This window comes from Halomonas organivorans, from assembly GCF_014192055.1.
Lineage (GTDB): Bacteria > Pseudomonadota > Gammaproteobacteria > Pseudomonadales > Halomonadaceae > Halomonas > Halomonas organivorans.
In genome coordinates, this window is sequence record NZ_JACHXM010000002.1 from 236,590 (window position 1) to 261,249 (window position 24,660).

Genomic DNA, 24,660 nt, shown 5'->3' on the forward strand with positions numbered 1-24,660 from the left:
GCTCTCATGGGAGCGATCTTTATCGCGAAAGATGGGAGCACCCAGACAGGCAATTTCCCCAAACCCTGCGGTAGCGATCTTCAGATCCGCTCGACGCATCGGCGCCTGACGGCGCCACTCGCGCAGCAAGCTGCGCTCCCACGACAACCGGCTCAATCGCTCTGATCCGCTGAGGGGCGCTCTTCGTGGGAGCGATCTTTAGATCGCGAAAGGTGTGGGCACCCAGACAGGCAATTGCCCCAGACTCTGCGGTAGCGATCTTCAGATCCGCTCGACGCATCGGCGAGTGGCGCCATTCGCGCAGCAAGCTGCGCTCCCACGACAACCGGCTTAATGGCTCTGCTCCGCCAAGGGGTGATCTTCATGGGAGCGATCTTTGGATCGCGAAAGGTGGGGGCACCCAGACAGGCAATTGCCCCAAACCCTGCGGTAGCGATCTTCAGATCCGCTCGACGCATCGGCGCCTGACGGCGCCATTCGCGCAGCAAGCTGCGCTCCCACGAAAACCGGCTCAATCGCTCTGATCCGCTGAGGGGCGCTCTTCGTGGGAGCGATCTTTAGATCGCGAAAGATGAGGCATCCAGACAGGCAATTGCCCCAAACCCTGCGGTAGCGATCTTCAGATCCGCTCGACGCATCGGCGAATGGCGCCGCCAGGCGCCCTGCCCTCACCCGCCGTCCGCGGCGCGCTCCAGGTCGGCGATGACGAACTTCTCCATCTGCATCATCGCTTCCATGGCACGCCGCGCCCGGCCGGGATCGGAGTCGCGCATCAGCTCGTGCATGCGCACGGGCACCACCTGCCAGCGCAGCCCCCAGCGATCCTGGAGCCAGCCGCACTGGATGGGGCGACCGCCCTCGCTCAGGGCATTCCAGTAGTAATCCACCTCGGCCTGGTCGGCGCAGTCGATGTGCAGCGAGATCGCCTCGGTGAAGGGCATGCCGGGCCCGCCGTTCATGGCCAGGTAACGCGCCCCGTCGAGGACGAACTCCACCAGCAGCACCTCGCCGGCCGGCACGCTCGGGGTGTCGACCGGCGAGTGCACCACCCGCTCGATGCGGGAATCGGGGAATACCGAGGCGTAGAAGCGGGCAGCCTCTTCCACCTGGCCATCGAACCACAGGAAAGGCGTGATCCGGTGCATATCGCATCCTCCCGGCAGGCACCCGCCTGCCACTGCATCGTGGAAACAAAAGCAACTCGAAAGACACCGGCCGGCAATTCGCCCCGGCCGGCATCATGCGTCGATGTCCTCACCTAATCGTCGATCACCATCTCGAAGCCCCCATAAATCAGCCGCTTGCCGTCGAAGGGCATGGGATTGGCCTCTGGCGACAGGCGCGAGTCCTCCATGATCCGGGCCATGGCCTGGTCGCGTATCTCCCGAGACGGCCAGACCAGCCAGGAAAAGATCACGCTCTCATCGGGCTTGCGCTGCACCGCCATGGTGAAGGAAGTCACCTCGCCCTCCGGCACGTCATCGCCCCAGCACTCCACCACCTTGAGCGCCCCATACTCCTTGAACACCACCGCCGCTTTCCTGGCGTGCTCGATGAAGGCCTGCCGGTTGGCGGTGGGCACGGCAGCCACGAAACCATCCACATAGTTCATGATGTCTCTCCCGTCTCGTCTTTGGGGGGCAGCTCGCGCACCGGGCGCACCTCGATGGTGCCCAACCGCGCCGGGGGAATGCCCCCGGCCAGGCGCAGCGCCTCGTTGAGGTCACGGGCCTCGAGCAGGTAGAAGCCGGCCAGCTGCTCCTTGGTCTCGGCAAAGGGGCCGTCGGAGACCAGCGTCTCGCCGTCGCGTCGGCGCACGCTGGTGGCGCTCTCCACCGGCTGCAACGCCCGCCCGGTGATGAAATGGCCCTGTTCGGTCAGGCGCTCGACACAGCCCAGGCATTCCTGGTTGAGGTCGTGCCACTCGCGCTCGGACATGGCCTCGATCAACTGCTCCTGGTAGTACACCAAGGCGACGTACTGCATGCCTTCCTCCTTGTGTCGTCGACACGATGGGGTGATGGGTGCCGTAGCCTCACGGACACTGCTCGCCGGGCGTGGAAACCATCCAGTGCACGCCGAAGCGGTCGGTCGCCATGCCAAAGCCCTTGGCCCAGAAGGTGGCCTCGAAGGGCATCTGCACCTGGCCGCCCTCGGCCAGGCGCCGGAACACCTCCGCTGCCTGCTCGACATCCTCGTAGTCGAGGAACACCTGGGCCCCCTGGGGTGCCTGGTAGCAGTCGCCCATCATGTCGGCGCCCATCAGGCGATGGCCGCGGACATTGAGCGAGGCGTGGGCGATCCGATCGTGCCATTCGGCCGGCACCTCCGCTGCCGCCGGCGTCTCGCCGAAGGCCAGCATCGCTTCCAGGTGGCCACCGGTGACCTCGGCGTAAAAGGCCATCGCCTCGCGGCAGTTGCCCGGGAAAGTGAGATGCACCTGAAGCCCCCGGGGCAGCCTGGCCTGGGCGACGTGCCGCTCCAGCCCGGCGCCGGGCTCGAAGTCCTGCATGGTGAAGTAGCGGCGCAGCTCCAGGGTGACGTGACCCTCGCCATCCTCCCGCGGCCAGTCCTTGGCCCACTCGATGGCGTCCTCCAGGGAATCGACCTCGAGCACGCTGTAGCCCGCCAGCAGCTCCTCGGTGGCCGCGAAGGGCCCCTGGACGATGTGCGGCTCGCCGCCGCGAAATTCGATCCGGCAGCCCTCCCGACTGGGGCGCAGGCCGTCGCCGGTGACGAAGACCCCGGCACGGATCATGCGCTCGTTGTAGTCTCCCATGGCCTGCAGCAGTTCCTGGCTGGGCAACACGCCCTCCTCGGTGGCCGCATCGGCCTTGCGCATCAGCATGTATCGCATGGCATCGCTCCTGTCTGTGGGAAAGGCCGACGGATCGTTTCGCTCGCGACATCCTCCAGCGCTTTCCCTGTGGGGATATCAAGGAGTCGCGCGAGGAAGAGACGAATCGACAGGCTGGGAAAAAAATTTTCGCCCCCTTGATTCCGCCGGATCATGCAACGCCGACGATGACGGGCACATGCAGACATGGTGTGCCACCAGGCCGCGCACGAGCCAAGCGGGCCTGGTGGTACCGGTAGACGCCATCAGCGTGACCACGCGACTTCAGCCGCGGGTATCCCCCGGGGGATGCGCCGCGAACCAGGCCGCGATCTCCGGCATGTGCCGCTCGAAATCGCCCGGCACAGAGAGGTTCAGCACCCCGGCCCGTACCGCGCCCCGATTCTCGAAGTCGTGAGTGACCCCGCCCGGCGCCAGCACGAACGATCCCTTCGGCGCTTCTATCCAGGCCTCTCCGACAAGGAAGCTCATGGTGCCTTCCAGTACGTAGAAGACGTCATCCTCGTCGTGCGAGTGAGCCCCCGGACCTCGGGTATGGGGCTCCAGCCACCACTCCGAGATGGAATAGCGTCCCGCGGTATCGGCCCCGTCGGCCTTGAACAGCGCGGAGATGTTCCCCATCGGGTAGGCACGCCCCTCGCCCGGGGCGAGATGGACGGGCTTACGGGGTGTCGACGACATGGCTATTCTCCTCGGTTGATCGCGGAGGCCCGTCGCCGGCCTCCAGCTCCGCCAGACGGCGGGCCAGGAAACGTCTCTCGGGTTGCTGCACGGTCAGCGCCAGGGCCCGCTCGTAGGCATGGCGAGCCGCCTCGCGATGACCGGCACGTCGATGCAGGTCGGCCCGGGCGGCGTGAAAGAGGTGGTAGTCGACCAGTTGATGGTGCTCGGCCAGCGCCTCGAGCAGTGCCAGTCCGGCCTCTGGCGAGTCGTGCATCGCCACGGCCACCGCGCGATTCAGCTCGATGACCGGCGAGGGCTGGCGCTGCTGCAAGGCGCCGTAGAGCATCACGATGCGCCGCCAGTCGGTGGCCTCGGCGCTTTCCGCCTGGGCATGCACGGCGGCGATGGAAGCCTGAAGGGTATAGGGGGCCGTGGGCGTCAGCGCCAGGGCCCGCTCCAGCCAGGCCAGCCCGGCCTGGGTCTGCCGAGCGTCCCAGCGGCGCCGATCCTGTTCTTCCAGCGGTACCAGCTCGCCTCGCGCGTCCTGGCGCGCCCCGCGGCGAGCATGATGGAGATGCATCAGGGCCAGCAGGCCGAACACCTCGCCCTGGGGCAACAGCCGAGCCAGGGCCTCACCCAGGCGGATCGCCTCGTCGGCGAGCCGAACGTCGACGATCCGCTCGCCGTCGCTGGAGGAATAGCCTTCGTTGAAGATCAGGTAGATCACTCCCAGAACGCCAGGCAGCCGCGTCGGCAGCTCGGCGGCATCGGGCACCTCGTAGGGAATGCCGGCGTTGCGCAGCCGGCGCTTGGCGCGAACGATTCGCTGGGCCAGCGAGGCCGGGCGCTGCAGCAGCGCACTGGCGACCTGCTCGGTGGTCAGTCCGGCCATCTCGCGCAGGGTCAGTGCCAGGCGGTCGGACATGGACAGCGCCGGATGGCAGCAGGTAAACAGCAGCCGCAGGGGATCGTCCTCGATGTCACGGGCTTCCTCCGCCTCGCCCTCATCGGGCATCAGCAGGTGGGCATGCTGGCGGGCCGTCTGCCGGCGCCGGATCTGGTCGATGCCGCGACGATGGCCGACCCGGATCAGCCAGGCCACCGGGGCATCGGGCACGCCCTCTTCCGGCCAGCGGGACACCGCCGCGGCAAAGGCATCGTGCATGGCCTCCTCGGCGGCATCGAAGTCGCCGAGGCGGCGAATCAGCGTCGCCAGCACGCGCGGGGCGTGGCGACGATAGAGAGAGTCGATGGAGACCTGGACCTGCATGGCGATAGCGCTCCCGGGGCCGTTCCCTGGCACGGCGCCCTGGGTCGAGGTCGCGGCAAGCCCGCTTGCCGACCGCATGACATCTGTGGCGCCAGCCTCCAGCATAGCCGCTGGAGGCCCCGTGGGGTCACTCGACGAAAGTGATATCGGCCACCTCGACCACGTCACCACTGACGCGCACGTCGGCGAGTTCCAGGCCCTCGATGACCAGCTCCACCGCGATGCGGCTCGGCCGGCCCGTGAAGCGCCCCTGGGCGATCGACAGGGACGTGCCAAGCGCCAGACCGTGCTTGTGCAGGTAGGCCGCGGCGGGCCCGGCAGCGCTGCCGGTGGCCACATCCTCGACCCGCCCGGCGTTGTCCCAGGTGCGGCCCTCGAAGCGTTCCACGTCGAGCACATAGACGAACTTGGCACCGTGGGCCTCGAGCAGCGGCGACAGGTCGGCGACCTGAAAGGCGATCCGCTCCAGGCCGCCGACCACCGGCAGGATCAGGTAGGGCAAGCCGGTGGAGACCACCTCAGCCGGGTAACGGCGCCGCCTGTCGGGCGCCAGGCCAAGGGCCTCGTGAAACGCACCGACTTCGTCATGCGTCAACGTCTTGATGAACGCCGGACGTCCCTGGACCATGGTCGCAGTGAATCGGCCGTCTTGCCAGGCGCTGGCCAGCTCGACCGTGCGTCGGCCGAGCCGGACTCGCCACTCGTGGCGATCACCGTCGCCGAACGCCTGGTGCAAGTAATAGGCCAGGCCCAGCAACGGGTGTCCGGCGAAGTCGAGCTCCTCCTCGAGGGTGAAGATCCTCGCCGCGAAGGCATCCCCCTCGCGCCACACGAAGATCGACTCGAACTGACGCATCTCGCGGGTCAGGGCCTGCATTTCCGCCGTCGACAGGCCCTCGGCCTCGGAAAAGATCGTCAGACCGTTGCCGCTGAACCGCTCGGCGCTGAATACGTCCACCAGCTTGGCGTTCATGTCGCCCTCCGAGTGTGTGTCCATGACGGGCTTCGAGGCACTGCCCTCAGCCGAGGATGAAGATCACGCAGGCGGCGGTGAGCGCGCCCATGGTGCCGTTGAACACCCGCCAGGCACGCGGTCCCTTGAGCCAGCGGCCGATGGCCATGCCGAACCCCGCCCACAGCGAGATGCAGGGCAGCGCCACCAGCTCAGCCACCGCGGCCAGCACCAGGGCGTTGACGACGGTGTTACCGCCCTCGGGCAGGAAGCTCGCCATCAGCGTCAGGCCCATCACCCAGGCCTTGGGATTGGCGAACTGGAAGGCCGCCGCCTGCCAGAAGCGCAGCGGCCGACCCTCGGCGTCGCCGAAGCGCGGCGGCGGCGCGGTGGCGATGCCCCAGGCCAGGTACAGCAGGTACAGGCTGCCGACCACACGCAGCAAGGTCTGCACCAGCGGGAAACGCTCGAAGACCATGCCCAGGCCCAGCGCCACCGCCGAAAACAGCACGAAGCAGCCGCCCATGATGCCCAGCAAGTGCGGCAGGGTGCGCCGGAAGCCGTAGTTGGCCCCGGAGGCGGTGAGCATCACGTTGTTGGGGCCGGGCGTGATGGTCATGGAGATCATGAACAGCGACGCGGGCCCGAAGGCGGCCAGGGTGTCCATCGAAATTGTACCCCTACAATTTTGGTGAATGGGTGTATTCATGCCGGCTTTTCTGAGCATAATGGGCACAATATTGGCGTCAAAGGTTTTATTGTCACCATGACAATCTGGACTCCGACCCTCGCCGACGGCGGCCCGCGCTATCGGCGCATCGCCGAGGCCATGGCCGAGGCGATCGGCCGCGGCGACCTCAGCCCGGGCGAGAAGCTGCCACCCCAGCGCCAGCTGGCCGATCGCCTGGGCGTCACGGTCGGCACCATCACTCGCGCCTATGCCGAGGCCCAGCGCCACGGCTGGGTTGAATCCCGGGTCGGCAGCGGTACCTACGTGCGCCGGGCGGCCGAGGATGAACCGGTGCCCTTCTTCCGTGCCGGCCAGCCGGCGGGCGACGGCGTCATCGACATCAGCATGAGCCTGCCGCCGCCCCATCCGCTGCGCGCGCTGGGCCTCAAGCGCGCGCTCGAGGGCATCACCGCCTCCCCCGAGGCCCTGCAGGACGCCACCGAGTATCAGCACGAAGCGGGCAGCGAGACCCAGCGGGCACGCATTGCCGCCTGGCAGGGCAGCCTCGGCCTGCCCGACGATCCCTCGCGCCTGCTGATCACCCAGGGCGGCCAGCACGGTATCCACCTGGTGGCGCACGCCCTCGCCCAGCCGGGCGACCTGGTGGCCGCCGATGCCCTCACCTATCCCGGCTTCGTGTGTGCCGCCCAGCAGGCCCACCTGCGCCCGATGGCGGTACCGATGGATGCCGACGGCCTGGACGTCGCGGCGCTGGCCCGGCTGTGCGCCCGCCAGCCGCCGCGCCTGCTCTACACCACCCCGGACCTCAACAACCCCACCGGTGCGCGGCTCAGCGAGGCCCGCCGCGAGCGCCTGGTGGCACTAGCCCGCGAGCACGATATCTGGCTGATCGAGGATGCCGTGCAGTACCTGCCAGAGGCCGAGCGCGGCACGCCGCTGATCGACCTGGCCCCGGAGCGCACCCTGCATATCTTCAGCACCTCCAAGGTGCTGGCCGGCGGGCTGCGCATCGGCAGCCTGACGGTGCCGGAGCAGTTGCAGGAACGCCTCTGCTCGGCCCTGCGCTCCCAGAGCTGGATGGTGCCGCCGCTGATGGTGGAGGCCGCCTGTCGCTGGATGGAGGACCCGGACAGCCGCGAACTGCTGCGCTGGCAGATCGACGAGCTCGCCGCCCGCCGCCGCCTGGCGCTGGAACGCCTGGCCGCCTACGGGCCGCTGTGCCGCGAGGGCTCGTCGCTGATCTGGCTACCGCTGCCGTCAGGACGGCGCAGCAGCGAGGTGCAGGCGCTGCTCGCCCGGCGAGGCGTCAAGGTGTCCACCCCCGAACCCTTCTGCATGGGCAGCGAGCCTGCCCCGCAGGCCGTACGGCTATGCCTGGGGCCGGCAGAGACCCGCGAGACCCTCGCTCGAGCGCTGACGATCGTTGACGAACTGTTATGCGAGCCGCCCTCGTCGCCCTGGCAGACCTTATAGCGCTCGTGGGACGCCTGCCGCCCCGGGCAGTTGACGACCGGGCCAACAACACGTGCACGGTCGGGAATTCACCCCAAACGTGCACAGCAAGCCCCCTGGGCACCACGACGGTGCAAACATGGCCTGGCGACATCGGCACGCGCTACTTCGGTGCCGGGAACATGCTGTCCTGTCGGAGGATGCGCCAGGATGGAACACGACTTGCATCTCTCCGGTGAATCTTGTGAACCCTTCATGCATCAGGAGAGATCATTCCCGTGGATATCACCAGTGCCGTCGAGACCCTGACCCAGAGCGCCAACACGCTGTTCATCCTGATCGGCGCCATCATGGTGCTGGCCATGCACGCCGGCTTCGCCTTCCTCGAGGTGGGCACGGTGCGCCACAAGAACCAGGTCAACGCCCTGGTCAAGATCATGACCGACTTCGGCGTCTCGGCCCTGGTCTACTTCTTCGTCGGCTACTACATCGCCTACGGCACCCACTTCTTCGCCGGCGCCGACCAGCTGACCGCCGGCAACGGCTATGCACTGGTGAAGTTCTTCTTCCTGATGACCTTTGCCGCGGCGATCCCGGCCATCGTTTCCGGGGGCATCGCCGAGCGCGCCCGCTTCTACCCGATGCTGATCGCCGCCGGCTCGATCGTGGGCCTGGTCTATCCCTTCTTCGAGGGCATCGTGTGGAACGGCAACTATGGCCTGCAGGACTGGCTGGCCGCTACGTTCGGCGCCGGCTTCCACGACTTTGCCGGCTCGGTGGTGGTGCACGCCTTCGGCGGCTGGGTGGCACTGGTGGCGCTGCTGCTGCTGGGCGCCCGCCACGGCCGCTACCGCGGCGGCAAGGTCGTGGCCTTCGCGCCCTCCAACATCCCCTTCCTGTCGCTGGGCGCCTGGATCCTGACCATCGGCTGGTTCGGCTTCAACGTCATGTCCGCCCAGACGCTGGACAGCATCAGCGGCCTGGTGGCGGTCAACAGCCTGATGGCCATGGTCGGCGGCATCCTGGTCGCCATGGTGCTGGGCAAGAAGGACCCGGGCTTCATCCATAACGGTCCACTGGCCGGCCTGGTGGCGGTGTGCGCAGGCTCCGACTTGATGCACCCCATCGGTGCACTGATCACCGGCGGCGTGGCAGGTGCCCTGTTCGTGTGGCTCTTCGAGTGGGCCCAGGAGCGCATCGTTCGCCTCGACGACGTGCTGGGCGTATGGCCGCTGCACGGCGTGTGCGGCGTATGGGGCGGCATCGCCGCCGGCATCTTCGGCCAGGCGTGCCTGGGCGGCCTCGGTGGCGTCAGCCTGATGGCACAGCTCATCGGCTCCCTGGCCGGCGTGCTCGTCGCGGTCATCGGCGCCCTGGTGGTCTACGGCCTGGTCGCCAAGATCTCCGGCCTGCGCCTCAGCCAGGAAGAGGAGTTCAACGGCGCCGACCTGAGCATCCACCACATCGGCGCCACCTCGATGGATTGAACCGCCTCGATCAGAGACGACGCGGGGCCCGTCGGGCCCCGCCCATGACGCCTCCTCTCCCCCACGTTTTGCTTCTCGCACCTTTCCACTCGCCATTCTTCCCTCTTCTCTCTCTACTCCTCCAGCACCTCCCCGGAGCCGCCCAGCTCCGCCGGAACGTCCTTCATCTTTGGCAAGCCATCGGGAATGCGCAGCACCGCTTCCTGATAGTGCACGTGCAGTTGGGGCGCGAAGGCCAGGTCGGGCAGCAGCGCCGCGTAGACATCGACCAGCCCCATGCCCGGGTGCTCGGTCAGCACGTGCCCGCCGCAGCGCCGACACCAGCGACGCCGACTGGCGGGGGTCTTCTCGAAGCTCTCCAACGCCTCTTCCCCCTGGGTGATTCGCACCGCATCGGGTTTCCAGAGGGTAAAGGCATTCACCGGGCCAGCCGACCAGTGCCGGCAGGAGTCACAGTGGCAATACCCCATGGCCTCCGGCTTGCCCACCACCTCCACCTGAACGGCCCCACAGAAGCAGCCGCCTTGATAGCGCTCGCTCATTGCCCACCTCTCTGCGTCAACGGGTTGCCTGGCCCATTAAGTGTAGTGCGCGGCCTGTCGTCGAACCGCCTCACGCCGCGTCCGTGAGAAGTCGCCAGTGGACCTCAGGTCGCCCAGCACCTACACCTTCTACATGACCATGCCGGATACAGGGAAAGTCGAGGGCCGCGGGGCACGGGGCGTGCTGCGTTTTCTGGGACTGGTGGCGCTCGGCGGCGTGACCGGCGGTCTGGCGGCTTTGGCCGCCGTCGGCTTCGTCAGTGCAGTGCTGTGGCTCAACGACCTGCTGCTGGTGTCGCCCCGCGGACGCATGATGTTCGCCCACCCCGAGTGGCTGGCCGTGGCCACGGTACTCGTGCCGACCCTGGGCGGCCTGGTGGTCGGCCAGCTACACCGCGCCATTCCCGAGGGACGCCCTCACACCCCCGCAGATGCCATCGCCGCCGTACAGACCCGGCGCGGGCGACTGCCGCCCCGGGCCGGGGCGCTCTCCGCCCTCTCAGGCCTGGTGTCGCTGGGTGCCGGCGCCTCGGTGGGTCAGTACGGTCCGCTGGTGCACATGGGCGCGAGCCTCGGCTCGGCGGGGGCTCGACTGCTGCGGCTGGGGCGCTCCGAGGACAACATCACCATCGCCTGCGGGGTAGCGGCGGCCATCGCCACCGCCTTCAATGCCCCGCTGGCCGGCATCGTCTTCGCCCATGAGGTCGTGCTACGCCACTATGCCCTGCGCGCCTTCGCCCCGGTGGCCGCCGCCGCGCTGGTAGGCCATGTGATCGCCGGCGAGGTGCTGGAGCGCGGCGCGCTGTTCCACGTGGTCGACCTGGCCATCCCTCGCCCCTGGGAGTTCGCCGTGTTCCTGGCCATCGGTGGGCTGGGCGCACTGGTGGCCGGCGGCTACATGCACGCCATTCTCGGCGTCGGCCGACTGGCCCAGCGCCTGCCACTGGCCACACCGCTGCGCCCGGCCTTGGCAGGCGCGCTGCTGGGCGTGACGGCACTGTGGGTGCCCGACATCCTCGGCATGGGCCAGGAGACGCTACGCTTCGCCACCATCGCCGGGGCCTTCGGGGGCACCGAGCTGGTGGTGGTGATGGTACTCAAGCTCGCCGCCACGGCACTGTGCCTGGGGATGGGATTCGGCGGCGGGGTGTTCAGCCCGGCACTGGTGATCGGCACCCTGTTCGGTGCCCTGTGCGGCACCCTGGTGGCCTTGGTCGGCGGCGCCCAGGACACCTTCGTCTTCTATGCCATCTGCGGGATGGTGGCGGTCACCGCGCCGGTGATCGGCGCGCCCCTGACCAGTCTGCTGATCGTCTTCGAGCTCACCGGCAGCTACGCCCTGACCACCGCGGCGCTGGCCAGCGTGACCCTGGCGAGCCCCATCGCCGCTCAATTGTTCGGCCGCTCGCTGTTCGATATCCAACTGACGGCACGGGGTCTCGACCTCTCCTCGGGACGCAGTCGGGCGGTGCTCGAGGCGGCCCGGCTCGGCGACCTGCTGAGCCAGGAGGGCGTGACCCTGCGGCCCGAGACGTCCGTCGACGCGGCCATCAAGGCGCTGGGCCAGGCGGGCCATGGCGAAGCCTATCTGGTTGACGGACAGGGGCACTACCGGGGCAGCCTCACCCTGGCCAGCCTGGAGGTAATGCGCGAAGCCGGCCAAGGGACGACACCGATTGCCGATTGCCCCACCACGCCGCGCCCGGTGCTGGGGCCGGAGACCTCGGTGTGGATGGCCATGCGCCATCTGCAGGAAGTGACCGGCGAAGCCATCGCCGTGGTCGACGAGCACCACGTCTTCCACGGGGTGGTCTTCGAGGCCAGCATCGCCCGAGCCTTCCTGCGCTACAGCGATGAACTCAGGCGGGAGGAACATGGCACCGGCTAGACGATCCACGGGCGCCCTCGCCCGGCTCGTGTTATCGCTGACGCTGCTGGCGCCGCTGGCAAGCGCGACGACCTCGGCCCAGAGCTCCCCGCACGCCGCACCCGGGGCCGAGCCGCTGACGGTGCTGAGCTGGGGCGGCTCCTACGAGCGCGCCCAGCGCCGCGCCCTGTTCGCTCCTTTCACCGAAGCCACCGGGGTTCCGGTCGAGGTAGAGCGTTACGACGGCGGACTGGCGGCGCTGCGTCGCGCGGTACAGCAGGAGCAGGCGCCCTGGGACGTGATCGACATGACCCGCAGCGAGGCCATGGCCGCCTGCGCAGAGGGGCTGCTCGAGCCACTATCGCCGGATATCGTCGCTCCGGCGCCGGACGGCACATCCGCCGATCGCGACTTCATCAAGGGCGCCTTCGGGCCCTGCAGCATTACCCACTCGGTGTTCGCCACGGTGATTGCCTATCGTACCGATGCCTTCCCGGGCCGACGGCCCACCGAGATCGCCGACCTCTTCGACCAGCGCCGCTTCCCCGGCCCTCGGGCACTGCAGCGCACCCCCTCGGTCAACCTGGAGTGGGCACTGCTCTCCTATGGCGTACCCCGGGAGGAGCTGTACCGGCTGCTCAGCACCCGCAGAGGCCTGTCGCTGGCCCTGTCGCGGCTGGCCGGCCTCGAGGACCTGCGCTGGTGGGAAACCGGCAGCACGCCCCCGGAGCTGTTGATCGACGGCGAGGTGGTGATGGCCTCGGGCTACAACGGGCGCTTCTTCGACGCCATGGTCAACCGCGACGCCCCCATCGCCATCCTCTGGGACGGCCAGGTCCAGGAGCACGAGGTGTGGGCGATTCCACGCCACGCCCGGCATGCCGAGACGGCGCGCCGTTTCATCCGCTTCGCCACCTCCACCGAGCGCCAGGCCGCGCTGACCCGCTACATTCCCTACGGCCCGTCACGGCACAGCGCGACCGAGCGCATCACCACCCACGCCGACAGCGGCATCGACATGCGCCTGCACATCCCCACCCACCCGCTCAACGCCGAGGGCGCGATTACCAAGGACGAGGCCTGGTATGCGAAAACCCATGATCGGATCGGCGACTACTTTCGCGCCGCGCTGTTTCCCGAGCCTACCGAGCCCACCGAAGCCGAGCCCACCGAGGCCGAGCCCTCAGACGAGTGAGGCGATGCCACAGGGGCATCGCCTCGGTCATGACGGCGGTGTCGGGACGCGGGATATCTGCCGGTTCCCGACCGCCGATCTGCCCACCGGGACTCGCACCACGGGATATCCCGCTCGATCAGATCGGCTGCGCCGTGGGGCGAAACAGGATCTCGTTGACATCGACGTCTTCCGGCTCGTTGATCGCGAACGCCACCATGCGGGCGAAGCTGTCGGCGGGAATGGCGATCTGGCTGACGAAATCCTTGGTCTGCTCCTGGATGCCCTGGTCGCTGATATGGTCGAGCAGCTCGGTAGCCACGGCCCCGGGCGAGATCACGGTGGTGCGGATATTGTAGGGCTTCACTTCCTGGCGTAGCCCCTCGGAGAGCGCGCGCACGCCGAACTTGGTCGCGCAGTACACGGTCGCGTCCGGCCCCATCTTGTGGCCGTAGACGGACGATACGTTGATGATGTGGCCGGATTTCTGGCGCTGCATGTGAGGCAACGCCGCTGCGATGCCATACAGGGTGCCCTTCAGGTTGACGTCGATCATCTGGTCCCACTCGTCGGTCTTCAGCGCTTCGAGGGGGGCCAGCGGCATCAGTCCGGCATTGTTCAGCAGCACGTCCAGCTTGCCGAAGCGCTCGACCGCGGCGTCCACCAGCCGCTGCACCTGGGCCTTGTCGGTGACATCGGTGGCCACGGCGATGGCCTGATGGCCGGCGTCGGTGAGCTCCTTGGCCAAGGCGTCGATGCGATCCTGGCGGCGTGCGCCGAGCACCACGGTCGCGCCCCGCTCGGCGAGGTGCCGTGCCGCCGCCTCGCCGTTGCCGCTGCTCGCGCCGGTGATAACGACGACTTTACCTTTCACGTTGTCGATCATGTCGTTTACCTCATCTGTTCAGGTGTTTGCTGATGGCCCGACGTGTATCGTCGGTCGGGCTGTCACTGCGTGGCATCCATGCGCTCGATGCGGGCATCAAGCGGCCCCTTGCCCTCGAGCGCCGCGGTGCTGCCCTCGATTCGCCCCAGGCGTACCAGGCCGCGGGCATAGCCGAAGTCGCGATAGAAGATCGCCAGGTTGCCCCAGGGCGCGTAGAGGGTGATATCGCCGATGTCGGGATCGATTCCCTCCGGCTCGCCGCTCGTCGGCAGCGAGCCGGGCAGGTCGGCGATCTTCTCGATGGCGTGGTAATCCTGGAGGTTCAGCTCCAGCGGCAGCATGTTCGCAAAGGCGCGGCCGGCCGGGGTGTCCTCCAGGGTGGCGGCCAGCGTCTGGCCCTCCACCAGGAGTCGAATCTTCATCGGAGTCTCCGTTGTCGAGGCGCCCTCGGCGAAGACCGTCGTCATCCCGGCAAGGAAGGCGACGGCCATCACGGTCCGCAGCGCGCCGTGTATCATGGCCTCAGCGCACCGTGTAGCCGCCATCGACGGCCAAGGCATGGCCCATGACGAAGGTGGAACCAGGACCGCACAGCCACAGCACCGGATCGGCGACCTCTTCGGCAAGGCCCAGGCGTCGCGCCGGAACCTGCTCCATCAGCAGGTCCATGGCCGCGGTCTCCTGCTCCTTCATGCCAGCCACCATCGGAGTGTCGATGATGCCGGGGCAGACCGCGTTGATGCGGATGCCCTGGTCGGCATACTCGAGCGCCGCGGTCTTGGTCAGGCCGTGCACGCCGTGCTTGGCGGCATGGTAGGCGCCGCGGCCCGGCACACCGACGAAGCCGCCGAGCGAGGAGCAGTTGACGATGGCACCGCTGCCCTGTTCGCGCATCTGGCGAAGTTCGTGCTTCATGCACAGCCACACGCCGCGCAGGTTGATGCCGTTGACCCGGTCGAACTCCTCGCTCTCGAGATCCGCAGTTTCGGTAGCGATCGACTGCACGCCGGCATTGTTGAAGGCGGCATCCAGGGCGCCGAAGGTGGTGACCGTGCGCTCGACCATGGCCTTGACGTCGGCCTCATCGGTCACGTCGCAGCTGATGGCGAGTGTCCGGGCACCGCCGGCCGCCAGCTGGTCGGCCACCGCCTGGACGGCCTCGCCATCAATGTCGGCAAGCGCGACCGCCGCACCGGCTTCGGCAAAGGCCTTGGCCGTCGCCAGTCCCATCCCGGACGCCGCGCCGGTAACCAGCGCCACCTTTCCCGTGAAATCATGGCTCATGTTCTTTCTCCCATGTCGATGATGGTGAAGCAGCTTGGGGGACATGGTACGACGGGTTCGCTACCGCGATTAGCCCGGGCAATTTGCAAGGACTCATGAACCCTACTCATCAGTCACGTGCCATGGCCACGACCAGGGCACCGAGCAGCGAGAATCCCGCCGACAGCACCACCGCCTGATCCCAGCCGGTCACCAGCCCCGCCATGCCGTTGACAGCCTCGCCGTGGGCGATCAGCACCGCGCCCAGGGTGATGCCGATGGCCGAACCGAGATAGCGGGCGGTGTTGTTGGCACCGCTGCCCATGGCGGTGCGACGGGCCGGTACGCTGGCCACGGCCTGTCGCCCCAGTGCGGCATTGAGAATGCCGTTAGCGGCCCCGGCCAGCAGCAGCCCGGGCAGGAAGCGCAGCGCCGAGCTGTCGGGTTCGGGGCCAAACAGCATCAGTTGGGCCACGGCACAGGCGACGAGCCCCCCGATCATCAGCGCGCGAGGGGACAACCCCGACGGCAGCCAGCGCGCCGACAGCGCCGTGACCACGCTGGTCAGCGACCAGCCGAGCAGCACGAAGGCCGCCGCCAGGGCGCCGGTATCCAGGAAACGCTGCAGCAGCGTCGGCACCAGCGTCATCAGGGCGAGGATGCCCGCTCCCGAGGCGAAGGCGGCCACGGTCGCGCCCACGAAGTCGGCGCGACGAAACAGCGACAGGTCGAGAATGGGATTGGCGTGCCGCCTTTCGACGACGACGAAGCCCGCCAGCAATCCCGCCCCCGCCAAGGCAAGCAGCATTGGAACGGGACGCGCCCAGCCGATGCGCAGCTCGGTAAGCGCCGACATCAGGCACGCCAGGCCGCCGACCAGCAGCAGGCTTCCGAGCCAGTCCACGCGCCCCCCATGGCTGGCCTCGGTGTCAGGCAGCCGGTGGCGTCCGAGGGCCAGCAGCGCCGCGGCGAGCAGCCCGGTGCCCAGATAGGCGGCACGCCAGCCGCCCACCATGGTCAAGGCGGAGGCGAAGATCGGCCCGCTGGCAACGCCAGCGCCGAGCCCGGCGGCCCAGATGGCCGTGGCGCGGATGCGCTCGTGGGCCTCGACGAATGCCTGGCCCAGCAGCCCCAGGCCGCAGGCCAGTACGGCTGCGCTGCCAAGCCCCTGGATCACACGGGCCAGGATCAGCGTGATGCCGCCCGGCGCCAGCGCGCCCGCAAGCGAGGCGGCGAACATGACCGCCAACCCCCACAGGAACACCCGACGACGTCCATGATTGTCGCCCAGGGCGCCGGCACCCAGCAGGCCCGCCGCGGCGCCTAGCGGCATGCCGCTGAGCATCCAGGCCTGGGCGCTCGGCCCGGCGGCCAGCGCTTGGGCAGTAGGCGTCAGGGTGGTCAGCGGTACGGTGAAGATCATCAGGGCGAGCATGGTCGCCCCAGACACGATGGTGAGAGCGAGCGCCTTGTCGGCGCCCGCCTTGCTATCGGTCATCTCCATCACGGGGCGTCACCGACATACTGCTCATCGGTGACCGGCTCCATCCAGGTGACGTTCTCGTTGTTCTCGATCTGCTGGATCGCAATATGCGTGACCGCGGTGGTGTCGGTGGCACCGTGCCAGTGCTTGACGCCCGGCGGACACCACACCACGTCGCCCGGCTCCATGAGCTGCTTTTGCTGGCCCTCTTCCTGCACCCAGCCGGCGCCGTCGGTCACCACCAGAACCTGACCCGCCGGATGGGTATGCCAGTTGGAGCGCGCTCCTGGCAGGAAGGTCACCTTGCCGCCGTTGACGGCGAAGGGGGGCTCGTTGGAAAAGACCGGTTCGATATAGGCCGTGCCGGTAAACTTGTCATCCGGGCCCATGAACCCTTCACGAGTGCCGTTCTTGATGACGTCCATGCTCTGCGCGAACACGCTGGTCGATGCCAGCGCCGCCGTCAGGGCAATCGCACTAAACCTGATCATGTCGTGTCTCCTTGCTTGGGCATGGTGTTGGTCAGGCAGCCAGGTGGCCGCGGTGCTGCGCCCGGCCGTTGCTGGCCGGAATGCCCCGCCATGGCGGGATGCCTGGAGGCGCCGACGCGGCGGAGGGATCCGGGTCGGCGTCGAATAATCGGTGGCTACGACGGCGACGCGTCGCGCTCGACGTCGTGACGAAGCCAGATGACGCCGCCTTCGAGGGTCTGGCAGGCACGCAGGTAAAGGTGTTGCCCCGCGGCGGGCCGGCTGCCGGCAGAACCGGCGTGCTCGACGATGGCGGGCTCGCCGGCCAGGCCGTCGAGGGCCGGGCAGATCAGCGTGCTGAAGGCATCGATGAGCCCGGCCGCCAGGAAGGCGCCGTTGGTGACGCCCCCTCCCTCCAGCAGCAGGTGGGTAACGCCGAACGCCTCGCCGAGCATCTCCAGCGCCGGGCCGAGCCGATCGCCGTCCGGCCCGGCGAAGCAGTAGGAGACGCCCGCGGCGCGCAGTCGCTCCAGGGCGGCATCCGTCACTCGCTCGGAGAGGATCACCACCACGTGGTCGCCCTCGATGTGGTCGGCATCGAAGCGCAACCGCCCGGCCGGATCGATCACCACGCACAGATGACGGTCGCTGCGCTCGCCAAGATGATGGGGGCGCGCCTGCGGGGCGTCGAGACGCTCGGGAACCGTCTCCCCATCGACGAATTCCGCCATGGTCCGGCGCCCGACGATCCAGCCCTCGGCCTGCAATCGGCCGGCCGTCGCCTCGTAGTGCGTTTCCACCAGCGCGTCGATGCGCTCGTCCTGCGGATCGCTCCAGCGCTCCGGATGCAGGCGACCGTCGAGGGAGGTGATCATGTGGCAGGTGATCCTGGGGCGCATGGCGGCGATGACCTCACTGGTCGGGAGGGAAATGAAAGACGAGAGGCGGCCGCGGTCCCCTGTTCCGTCGGCCCCACGATGAACTCGATCCTGGTCGGCGCCCGGGCATCGATAAATTGATGTCGGCCGCTAGCAGTCATGAGCCTGCATCATCAATATGACCGCCTGTCCTCAGCGGCCCAGGCGGTCGAAACGATAGACGAGCCCTGGCCCTCCAGGCTGGCCGTAGGCGAGCTCCGCGGTGACCATGGCAAACGGTTCGACGAAGCGCGCCGTGCGCAGCGCCCCGGCGTCGAGGGGCTCGTAGCCGACGTCCTCGATCAGCCGTCGGGCCAGCGCCTTGGCGCCAGCGTCGTCACCGTAGTAGAGCAGCTGCGGATGCGGCGCGGCGTCTTCCCGATTCTCGAACACTCCGAACAGGGCCTCGCTGGGCGAGGTGTTGAAAGCCGAGACCAGTCGCGCACGGGGTAGACGCTCGGCCAGCCACTCCGCCCCCGAGGTGGTGGTGCCCATCACCAGGTCGCGGTCATGCTCGTCGAGCGGCACGCAGCAGTTCACTACCACTTGATCGGCCAGATCGCCGGCCAGGGCCAGCACATCCTCGACCCGGGACCAGTGCACGGCCAGCAACACGGCATCGGCGCCGGCAACCGCCTCGGCGGGCGTGCCGGCGCGTGCGCCCGCGTCCCGGGCCAGGCGCTCGAGTCTGTCGGGGCGGCGCGAATAGCTGAACGACACCTCATGGCCGACTCTCGCCCAGATCGTGCCGAGCTTGGCCCCCATCAGGCCGGAACCGAGTATCGCGATCTTCATCTCTGCCTCCCCGTCTCGACGTGCTGATCAAACCGTAGCACCCTGCATGCCAGTGATAATCCGCTACAATCGAAAAATAGTTATGCAGGGAATTCATCAATGCTGAGAGAGAACGTCACCGACCTGATGTCCTTCGTCGTCGTCGCCCGGGTCGGCAGCTTCACCCGCGCCGCCGCCCAGATCGGTGTCTCCCAGTCGGCGCTGAGCCATGCCGTGCGCGGGCTCGAGCGCCGGCTCGGCATACGCCTGCTGACCCGCACCACGCGCAAGGTGACGCCGACTCCCGAGGGAGAGCGCGTGCTCGAGCGCATCGCGCCGCATTTCTCGCAGATCGAAGAGGAACTACAGGCGCTGGTCGAGATGCGCGACCGCCCCGCCGGGACGATTCGCATCACCACCACCGACTATGCCGCCGATACCCTGATCTGGCCGAAACTGTCGCCGGTGCTCAGGGATTACCCCGACCTCAAGGTGGAAGTCGTCACGGATTACAGCCTCACCGATATCGTGGCAGAGAAGTTCGATGCCGGCGTGCGTCTCGGTGAGCAGGTCTCCGAGGGCATGATCGCCGTGCGCGTCGGCCCCGACTTCCGCATGCTGGTGGTCGGCGCCCCCGCCTACTTCGAAGGACGCGAGATACCCCGCGAACCCCAGGACCTGACCGATCACGACTGCATCAACCTGAGGCTGCCGACCCACGGCGGCCTCTATGCCTGGGAGTTCGAGAAAGACGGTCGCGAACTGAAGGTTCGGGTGGACGGCCAGTGCACGTTCAACACCATCTATCCCGTGGTACGCGCCGCCCTGGCGGGCTATGGCCTGGGCTACGTGCCGGAGAGCCTGGTGCGCGAGCACATCGATCAGGGCCGCCTGGTAGCGGTGCTGGATGACTGGAGCCCGCCCTTCCCCGGCTACTTTCTGTACTACCCGCACCGCCGACAGTCTTCGCTGGCCTTTCGAGTCATCGTCGAGGCGCTGCAGCATCATGAGTGATCGCGTCTTTCATGAACCCACTTCATAACAGCATCCCGCCTGACGGGATTGTTCCCTGGCGCCCCCCTTGCCACCGTGAAAGGCGCTTCGCACGACGGCTCACCGGCACCCTGTGCCGCGCTCACCCACGCCCAGGAGATCATCATGAAATTCGTGTCCGCCTCAATGCTGACGCTCGCCATGTCGGCGGCCGCCGCCCTGCCCGTCCAGGCCAGTGATCCTTCCTCACGGGTACCCACGGCCGAGGAGGTCGCCTCCGTGTCCCCGGCACTGGCCGACTACACCGAGAACCTGCTGCTGGGCGAGGTGTGGGAACGCGAGGGCCTATCGATGCGCGATCGCAGCGTTGCCACCCTGGCCGCGGTGATCGCCCGCGACCACCGCGTCGAGATTCGCGCCCAGCTCGAGCACGCGCTGGACAACGGCGTCGAACCGGCGGTGATCTCCGAGATCATCACTCACTTGGCCTTCTACACCGGCTGGGGCAATGCCATGTCGGCGGTCACCATCGCCGAGGACGTTTTCGCCGAGCACGGCATCGGCGCCGACCGACTGCCCCCGGCTGACCCCGAATTGCTGCCGCTCGACGAACAAGCCGAACGGGCCCGCCAGGAGATCGTTCAGGAGACCTACGGCGGCTCGTCCGAAGGCGTGCTGCACTACACCACCGAAGCGCTGTTCAAGGACCTGTGGCTGCGTCCGGGGCTGACGCCGCGTGACCGCAGCCTGGTGACCGTCAGCGCGCTGATCGCCTCCGGCAAGACCGAGCAGGTCGGCTTTCACCTCAACCGCGCCATGGACAACGGCCTGACCCGCGGCGAGGCCTCCGAGCTGCTGACCCAACTGGCCTTCTATGCCGGCTGGCCGAACATCTTCTCGACCCTGCCGGTTGCCAAGGAAGTGTTCGAGTCGCGCGCCGAGTGATCCCGGCCCAGCCGACCGGCTAACGAAAAGGGGTAGCGCCTCATGATCACTCGCCGCGCCTTCACCAGGCTGGCCCTCGCGGGTCTCGTCTCGCCGCTGTCGGGGACTATCACCGCGACTGCGTTCGCGCAGCAAGGCCTCAGCCTCGACCAGGCCTTGAACAGGCTCGACCAGCTGCATTCGATCCAGGTGCAGCTCGGCGACCGGCTGATCATCGCCGAGGCGCCGAGAGGCCCCGGCCTGGACGCACTGGCCAACATCAAGTCCTGCTCGAAGAGCCTGGTGGCACTGCTGTTGGGCAGCTGCATCGACACCGGCGAAATCCCGTCGGTCGCCAGTCGGCTGATCGACGTCGCCCCCGCGATCGTGCCGCCGAACGCCACCGAGGGCGTCGACGATCTCACGCTCGAGGACCTGGTGACGCTGCGCGCCGGGCTCGAAAGCACTTCCGGGAAGCGCTACGGCGCCTGGGTGGCCTCATCCGACTGGCTGGACGATGCCTTGACCCAGCCCATGGTGGCCAGGCCAGGCGGTCGCATGATCTATTCGACCGGCACCACCCATGTGCTGGGCGCCGCCCTGGCCGAGGCCTCGGGGCAGAGCCTGCTCGAGCTCGCGCGCGGGCGACTGGGCGCACCGATGGGGTTCGATATCCCGCCCTGGGTCCGCGACCCCCAAGGCTACTATCTCGGCGGCAACGAGATGGCGCTGACACCCCGCGCGATGCTGTCGCTGGCCCGACTGATCCGCGATGGCGGCCACTTCGATGGCCAGCAGGTGATCCCCGCCGACTGGATCCAGGCCTCCCTGGAGCCCAGGGCGCACTCGCCCTATTCGGGCATGGGATACGGCTATGGCTGGTTCATCAGCGACAGCGGCTACGTCCTGGCCAGGGGCTATGGCGGCCAGGTCATCGCCGCACATCGCGAACGCGGCCTGGCCGTCGCCATCACCTCCGATCCGAGCCGCCCGGCGCGGTCGGCCGGCTATTTCGGCGACCTCATGCGGCTGCTCGATGGCCCGGTCCTGCGCCTGGCCGACGAAGCCCTCGCCGGCTGAGACGCCCGCTCTTCAGTCGGGCTTGAGCAGTCGCCGGCCGCTGCCGATCAGCAGCAGCGACGCGGCGCACAGCACGGCACTGCCGATGAAGGTGGCCTGGATGCCGAGATGGTCCAGCAGCCAGCCACCGAAGGCGGCACCGAGCAGAATCGCCGCCTGGATGGCGGCGACGATCAGGCTGCCCGCCGCCTCCGGCGCATCGTCCACGTTCTGCGACAGCCAGGACATCCAGGCGATCGACATCACGGTGTTCATGGCGCCCCAGATGGCGAGCAGCACCGCGACCACCGCCAGCTGCTGGCCGAAGCCGAGCAGGCCGAGCGTCGAGAGCCCCATCAGCAGTGGCACGGCCTGAAGCAGCCTCACGACGCGCTGGCTGGCGAACTTGCCGCCCGCCCAGGTCCCCAGGAAGCCGGCACAGCCGAGCACCAGGAACAGTGCCGACAGCATCGTCACGTCCACCCCGGTCACTCCCTCCAGGAAGGGCCGCAGGTAAGTGAACATCGAGAAGGCGCCGGCGAAGCCGAACACCGCGGCGACGATGCCCCGGGCAAAGTAGGAGCGCGTCAGCACGCCCTTCAGCGAGCGGAAGGTCTGACGCTGGCTGGCGGGCAGCGACGGCAGGGTCGCCCACTGCCAGACCAGATTCACTGCGACGATCGGCACCAGCACCCAGAACACCCCACGCCAGCCGATGATACCGCCCAGGTAGCTGCCGATCGGTGCGGCGAAGGCGGCGGCGATGGCCTGGCCGGTATACATGATCGCCAGCGCCCGGGAGACGTGCTCGACTTCCACCAGGCGCATGATCACCGCCGTCGCCAGCGACCAGAAGCCTCCGATGCAGACCCCCAGCAGCGCCCGCGACAGCATCAGCACGGCGAAGCTCGGTGCGGATGCCATCAGCGCCAGCGACACCAGCATCAGGGTGGTGATGGTGAGCAGTACCCACTTGCGGTTGAGACGCCCCGCCAGGGTGGTCATCAGCAGGCTCGCCGCCACCGCGAAGAAGCCGCTGATGGACACCGCCTGGCCGGTCTGGCCCTCGGTGGCGCCCAGGCCGTCGGCGATGGGTGTCAGCAGGCTGACGGGCATGAATTCAGCGGCGATCAGCATGGCGACGCACAGGGACATGGAGAATACGGCGCCCCAGGCAGCGGTCTTCTGCTCGGACGCCAGGATCGTGGACCTAGCGGTCATGGGCGATTCCTCGGCTTGCTGGATGCGGTTCGATGCGGGCATTGCCCGCGGCGAGGTGCGCTACGCTACCGCTCGACCACAACGACAACAATCGCCGCCGGCTCATGGCAACCATGAATACGGTGCATGAATGGAAGGATGATGGAGGGAGTTAGGCAGGATACACTCCCCGTTCATGCCATGGGATTCATCGATGAAGCGCGAGACGCTGGGCGACCTGACCGTTTTCATGCACGTGGCGGAGGAGCGTAGCTTCACCCGCGCCGCGGTGCGGCTGGGCCTTTCACAGTCGGCCGTCAGCCATACGGTGCGTCGGCTGGAGGCCTCGATCGGTCTGAAGCTGCTCCACCGCTCGTCGCGGCACGTCTCGACCACGGACGCCGGCGAAAAGCTGCTGGCGACGCTGCGCCCCGCCTTCGGCCAGATTGAAGGGCGTATCGAGGAGCTGCGCCATCTCGGCGACGCCCCCAGCGGCCGGGTCCGCCTCACCGCGAGCAAGCCGGCCGCTCAGACGGTGCTGATGCCGATATTGTCACAGCTCGTGCGCGACTATCCGGAAGTGGAGATCGAGCTCAATCTCGACCCTCACTTGTCCGACCTGGCCGGCGACCGCTTCGACGCCGGCGTACGGCTGGGCGAATTCGTCGGCCCGGACATGATCGCCGTCAAGGTCGGTCCGCCGTTGCGCATGGCGGCGGTCGCCACGCCGAGCTATTTCGAGACGCAGGGCGTGCCCCATCACCCGAACGACCTTGATGAACACGATTGCCTGTCGCTGCGCTTTCACCCACACGCGCCCGCCTACGAGTGGGAATTCGAGAAGGGCGAGCAAGAGCTCGTGAAGAAGGTCTCGGGCCCTTTCATCTTCAGCGAGAGCGATGTCTGCATCGACGCCGCCAGGGCGGGCCACGGCATCGCCTTCGTGACCGAGCCCGAGGTGATCCGGGACATCGAAGCCGGCACCCTGCAGCGAGTGCTGGCGGACTGGTGCCCGCCCTTCGATGGCTACCATCTGTTCTACTCGGGCCGGCGCCAGGTCAGCTCAGCGCTGAGGCTGGTGATCGACCGCCTGCGCTACCGGGAGTGAAGACAAGTCGGGAGTGAAGACAAGTCGGGAGTGAAGACAAGTCCGGGTGTCGTCGCAGCCCATCCTCGCCTATGCTGGGCGACCGCCACACCAAGGGAGACCACCATGACCTGGGACCAGCAGGAGATCCGGCTTGCACCGCGCGAACGGGGTTTCCATCTGATCACCGACGAGATCACTCGCACCCTCCCCGTCCTGAGGGAGCTCGAGGTCGGCCTGCTGCACCTGCAGCTCCTACATACCTCGGCCTCGCTGACCCTCAACGAAAACGCCGACCCGGACGTGCGCCACGACCTGGACGCCTTCCTGCGCGACCTGGTGCCCGGCGACCTGCCCTACTTCCGCCACACCATGGAGGGCCCGGACGACATGCCCGCCCACGTGGCGGCCAGCCTGCTCGGCACCCAGCTGACCCTTGCGGTGCGCGACGGCCGACTGGCACTGGGCACCTGGCAGGGTATCTGGCTCGGCGAACATCGGGATCAGGGCGGCAGCCGGCGGCTCATTGCCACCCTCAACGGGCGCTGAGTCGATGCCAAGCAAACCATCCACGCCCAAGACACCGAGCGAGCCCCATGACTGGCGGGAGGATATGCCGGCGGACATGACGTTCGCCTGACGGGACAGA

General features: G+C 67.9%; 26 protein-coding genes. 9 read left to right on the top strand and 17 right to left on the bottom strand.

What is annotated here, in order from left to right; genetic code table 11:
• Positions 1 to 668 precede the first annotated feature (668 nt).
• The 8 genes from FHR96_RS03750 to FHR96_RS03785 all read right to left on the bottom strand — a co-directional run bounded on the left by FHR96_RS03750 (position 669) and on the right by FHR96_RS03785 (position 6,409).
• Positions 669 to 1,145, bottom strand: a complete 477-nt coding sequence (locus FHR96_RS03750; protein ID WP_183386316.1) for a VOC family protein — start codon at positions 1,143 to 1,145, stop codon at positions 669 to 671.
• Between the two features lie 113 nt (positions 1,146 to 1,258).
• Positions 1,259 to 1,612, bottom strand: coding sequence for a DUF1428 domain-containing protein (locus tag FHR96_RS03755; protein ID WP_183386317.1), 354 nt, complete (start codon positions 1,610 to 1,612; stop codon positions 1,259 to 1,261).
• Entirely contained in the window at positions 1,609 to 1,986 is a 378-nt protein-coding gene (locus FHR96_RS03760) for a YciI family protein (RefSeq protein WP_183386318.1), read from the bottom strand. Before FHR96_RS03760 ends, FHR96_RS03755 begins: the two co-directional genes overlap by 4 nt.
• Positions 1,987 to 2,035: 49 nt before the next feature.
• Positions 2,036 to 2,857: a YciI family protein gene (locus tag FHR96_RS03765; protein ID WP_183386319.1), complete on the bottom strand. Its 822-nt coding sequence runs from the start codon at positions 2,855 to 2,857 to the stop codon at positions 2,036 to 2,038.
• A 264-nt stretch (positions 2,858 to 3,121) separates the two neighbouring features.
• A complete protein-coding gene (locus tag FHR96_RS03770; protein ID WP_183386320.1) occupies positions 3,122 to 3,538 on the bottom strand; it encodes a cupin domain-containing protein in 417 nt (138 codons plus the stop codon).
• Positions 3,519 to 4,790: an RNA polymerase sigma factor gene (locus FHR96_RS03775; protein WP_183386321.1), complete on the bottom strand. Its 1,272-nt coding sequence runs from the start codon at positions 4,788 to 4,790 to the stop codon at positions 3,519 to 3,521. The genes FHR96_RS03770 and FHR96_RS03775 overlap by 20 nt, the downstream gene beginning before the upstream one ends.
• Before the next feature lie 127 nt (positions 4,791 to 4,917).
• Positions 4,918 to 5,763: a PhzF family phenazine biosynthesis protein gene (locus FHR96_RS03780; protein WP_183386322.1), complete on the bottom strand. Its 846-nt coding sequence runs from the start codon at positions 5,761 to 5,763 to the stop codon at positions 4,918 to 4,920.
• Between the two features lie 46 nt (positions 5,764 to 5,809).
• The gene (locus FHR96_RS03785) at positions 5,810 to 6,409 is read right to left on the bottom strand and encodes a LysE family translocator (protein WP_183386323.1); all 600 of its coding nucleotides are present in this window, start codon (positions 6,407 to 6,409) and stop codon (positions 5,810 to 5,812) included.
• A 99-nt stretch (positions 6,410 to 6,508) separates the two neighbouring features.
• Here FHR96_RS03785 and FHR96_RS03790 point away from each other — a divergent pair, with 99 nt between their 5' ends.
• Positions 6,509 to 7,906 carry an aminotransferase-like domain-containing protein gene (locus tag FHR96_RS03790; RefSeq protein WP_183386324.1) on the top strand — a complete coding sequence of 466 codons (1,398 nt, stop codon included), beginning with the start codon at positions 6,509 to 6,511 and terminating at the stop codon, positions 7,904 to 7,906.
• Positions 7,907 to 8,163: 257 nt separating this feature from the next.
• The gene (locus FHR96_RS03795; protein WP_183386325.1) at positions 8,164 to 9,372 is read left to right on the top strand and encodes an ammonium transporter; all 1,209 of its coding nucleotides are present in this window, start codon (positions 8,164 to 8,166) and stop codon (positions 9,370 to 9,372) included.
• A gap of 113 nt (positions 9,373 to 9,485) precedes the next feature.
• On the opposite strand, the gene FHR96_RS03800 is transcribed toward FHR96_RS03795, so the two are convergent.
• On the bottom strand, positions 9,486 to 9,914 hold the full coding sequence (locus tag FHR96_RS03800; protein ID WP_183386326.1) for a GFA family protein: 429 nt from the start codon (positions 9,912 to 9,914) through the stop codon (positions 9,486 to 9,488).
• Positions 9,915 to 10,011: 97 nt separating this feature from the next.
• Between FHR96_RS03800 and FHR96_RS03805 the strand changes: the two genes are divergently transcribed.
• Positions 10,012 to 11,802, top strand: a complete 1,791-nt coding sequence (locus FHR96_RS03805; RefSeq protein ID WP_343066324.1) for a chloride channel protein — start codon at positions 10,012 to 10,014, stop codon at positions 11,800 to 11,802.
• A complete protein-coding gene (locus FHR96_RS03810) occupies positions 11,789 to 12,976 on the top strand; it encodes an ABC transporter substrate-binding protein (protein ID WP_183386327.1) in 1,188 nt (395 codons plus the stop codon). Before FHR96_RS03805 ends, FHR96_RS03810 begins: the two co-directional genes overlap by 14 nt.
• Before the next feature lie 118 nt (positions 12,977 to 13,094).
• Here FHR96_RS03810 and FHR96_RS03815 read toward each other — a convergent pair whose 3' ends face one another.
• The 7 genes from FHR96_RS03815 to FHR96_RS03845 form a co-directional block, all read right to left on the bottom strand.
• On the bottom strand, positions 13,095 to 13,841 hold the full coding sequence (locus FHR96_RS03815; protein ID WP_183386328.1) for an SDR family oxidoreductase: 747 nt from the start codon (positions 13,839 to 13,841) through the stop codon (positions 13,095 to 13,097).
• A gap of 62 nt (positions 13,842 to 13,903) precedes the next feature.
• On the bottom strand, positions 13,904 to 14,263 hold the full coding sequence (locus tag FHR96_RS03820) for a cyclophilin-like fold protein (protein ID WP_183386329.1): 360 nt from the start codon (positions 14,261 to 14,263) through the stop codon (positions 13,904 to 13,906).
• A 100-nt stretch (positions 14,264 to 14,363) separates the two neighbouring features.
• Positions 14,364 to 15,125 (bottom strand): glucose 1-dehydrogenase, encoded by a 762-nt coding sequence (locus FHR96_RS03825; protein WP_183386330.1) that lies wholly within the window; start codon positions 15,123 to 15,125, stop codon positions 14,364 to 14,366.
• Positions 15,126 to 15,234: 109 nt separating this feature from the next.
• Positions 15,235 to 16,602, bottom strand: coding sequence for an MFS transporter (locus FHR96_RS03830; protein ID WP_183386331.1), 1,368 nt, complete (start codon positions 16,600 to 16,602; stop codon positions 15,235 to 15,237).
• Between the two features lie 5 nt (positions 16,603 to 16,607).
• A complete protein-coding gene (locus FHR96_RS03835) occupies positions 16,608 to 17,078 on the bottom strand; it encodes a (R)-mandelonitrile lyase (protein ID WP_183386332.1) in 471 nt (156 codons plus the stop codon).
• A 155-nt stretch (positions 17,079 to 17,233) separates the two neighbouring features.
• On the bottom strand, positions 17,234 to 17,956 hold the full coding sequence (locus FHR96_RS03840) for a dihydrofolate reductase family protein (RefSeq protein ID WP_183386333.1): 723 nt from the start codon (positions 17,954 to 17,956) through the stop codon (positions 17,234 to 17,236).
• Positions 17,957 to 18,127: 171 nt separating this feature from the next.
• Entirely contained in the window at positions 18,128 to 18,769 is a 642-nt protein-coding gene (locus tag FHR96_RS03845) for an NADPH-dependent F420 reductase (protein WP_183386334.1), read from the bottom strand.
• A gap of 99 nt (positions 18,770 to 18,868) precedes the next feature.
• On the opposite strand from FHR96_RS03845, the gene FHR96_RS03850 reads away from it, so the two are divergent.
• The 3 genes from FHR96_RS03850 (at position 18,869) to FHR96_RS03860 (ending at position 21,745) form a co-directional block, all read left to right on the top strand.
• A complete protein-coding gene (locus tag FHR96_RS03850; protein WP_183386335.1) occupies positions 18,869 to 19,762 on the top strand; it encodes a LysR family transcriptional regulator in 894 nt (297 codons plus the stop codon).
• A gap of 144 nt (positions 19,763 to 19,906) precedes the next feature.
• Positions 19,907 to 20,686 (top strand): carboxymuconolactone decarboxylase family protein, encoded by a 780-nt coding sequence (locus tag FHR96_RS03855; protein ID WP_183386336.1) that lies wholly within the window; start codon positions 19,907 to 19,909, stop codon positions 20,684 to 20,686.
• Between the two features lie 42 nt (positions 20,687 to 20,728).
• On the top strand, positions 20,729 to 21,745 hold the full coding sequence (locus FHR96_RS03860) for a serine hydrolase domain-containing protein (RefSeq protein ID WP_183386337.1): 1,017 nt from the start codon (positions 20,729 to 20,731) through the stop codon (positions 21,743 to 21,745).
• A 12-nt stretch (positions 21,746 to 21,757) separates the two neighbouring features.
• Here FHR96_RS03860 and FHR96_RS03865 read toward each other — a convergent pair whose 3' ends face one another.
• A complete protein-coding gene (locus tag FHR96_RS03865) occupies positions 21,758 to 22,945 on the bottom strand; it encodes an MFS transporter (protein ID WP_183386338.1) in 1,188 nt (395 codons plus the stop codon).
• Between the two features lie 193 nt (positions 22,946 to 23,138).
• Here FHR96_RS03865 and FHR96_RS03870 point away from each other — a divergent pair, with 193 nt between their 5' ends.
• Positions 23,139 to 24,032: a LysR family transcriptional regulator gene (locus FHR96_RS03870; RefSeq protein ID WP_183386339.1), complete on the top strand. Its 894-nt coding sequence runs from the start codon at positions 23,139 to 23,141 to the stop codon at positions 24,030 to 24,032.
• A gap of 105 nt (positions 24,033 to 24,137) precedes the next feature.
• A complete protein-coding gene (locus FHR96_RS03875) occupies positions 24,138 to 24,560 on the top strand; it encodes a secondary thiamine-phosphate synthase enzyme YjbQ (protein WP_183386340.1) in 423 nt (140 codons plus the stop codon).
• Positions 24,561 to 24,660 lie beyond the last annotated feature (100 nt).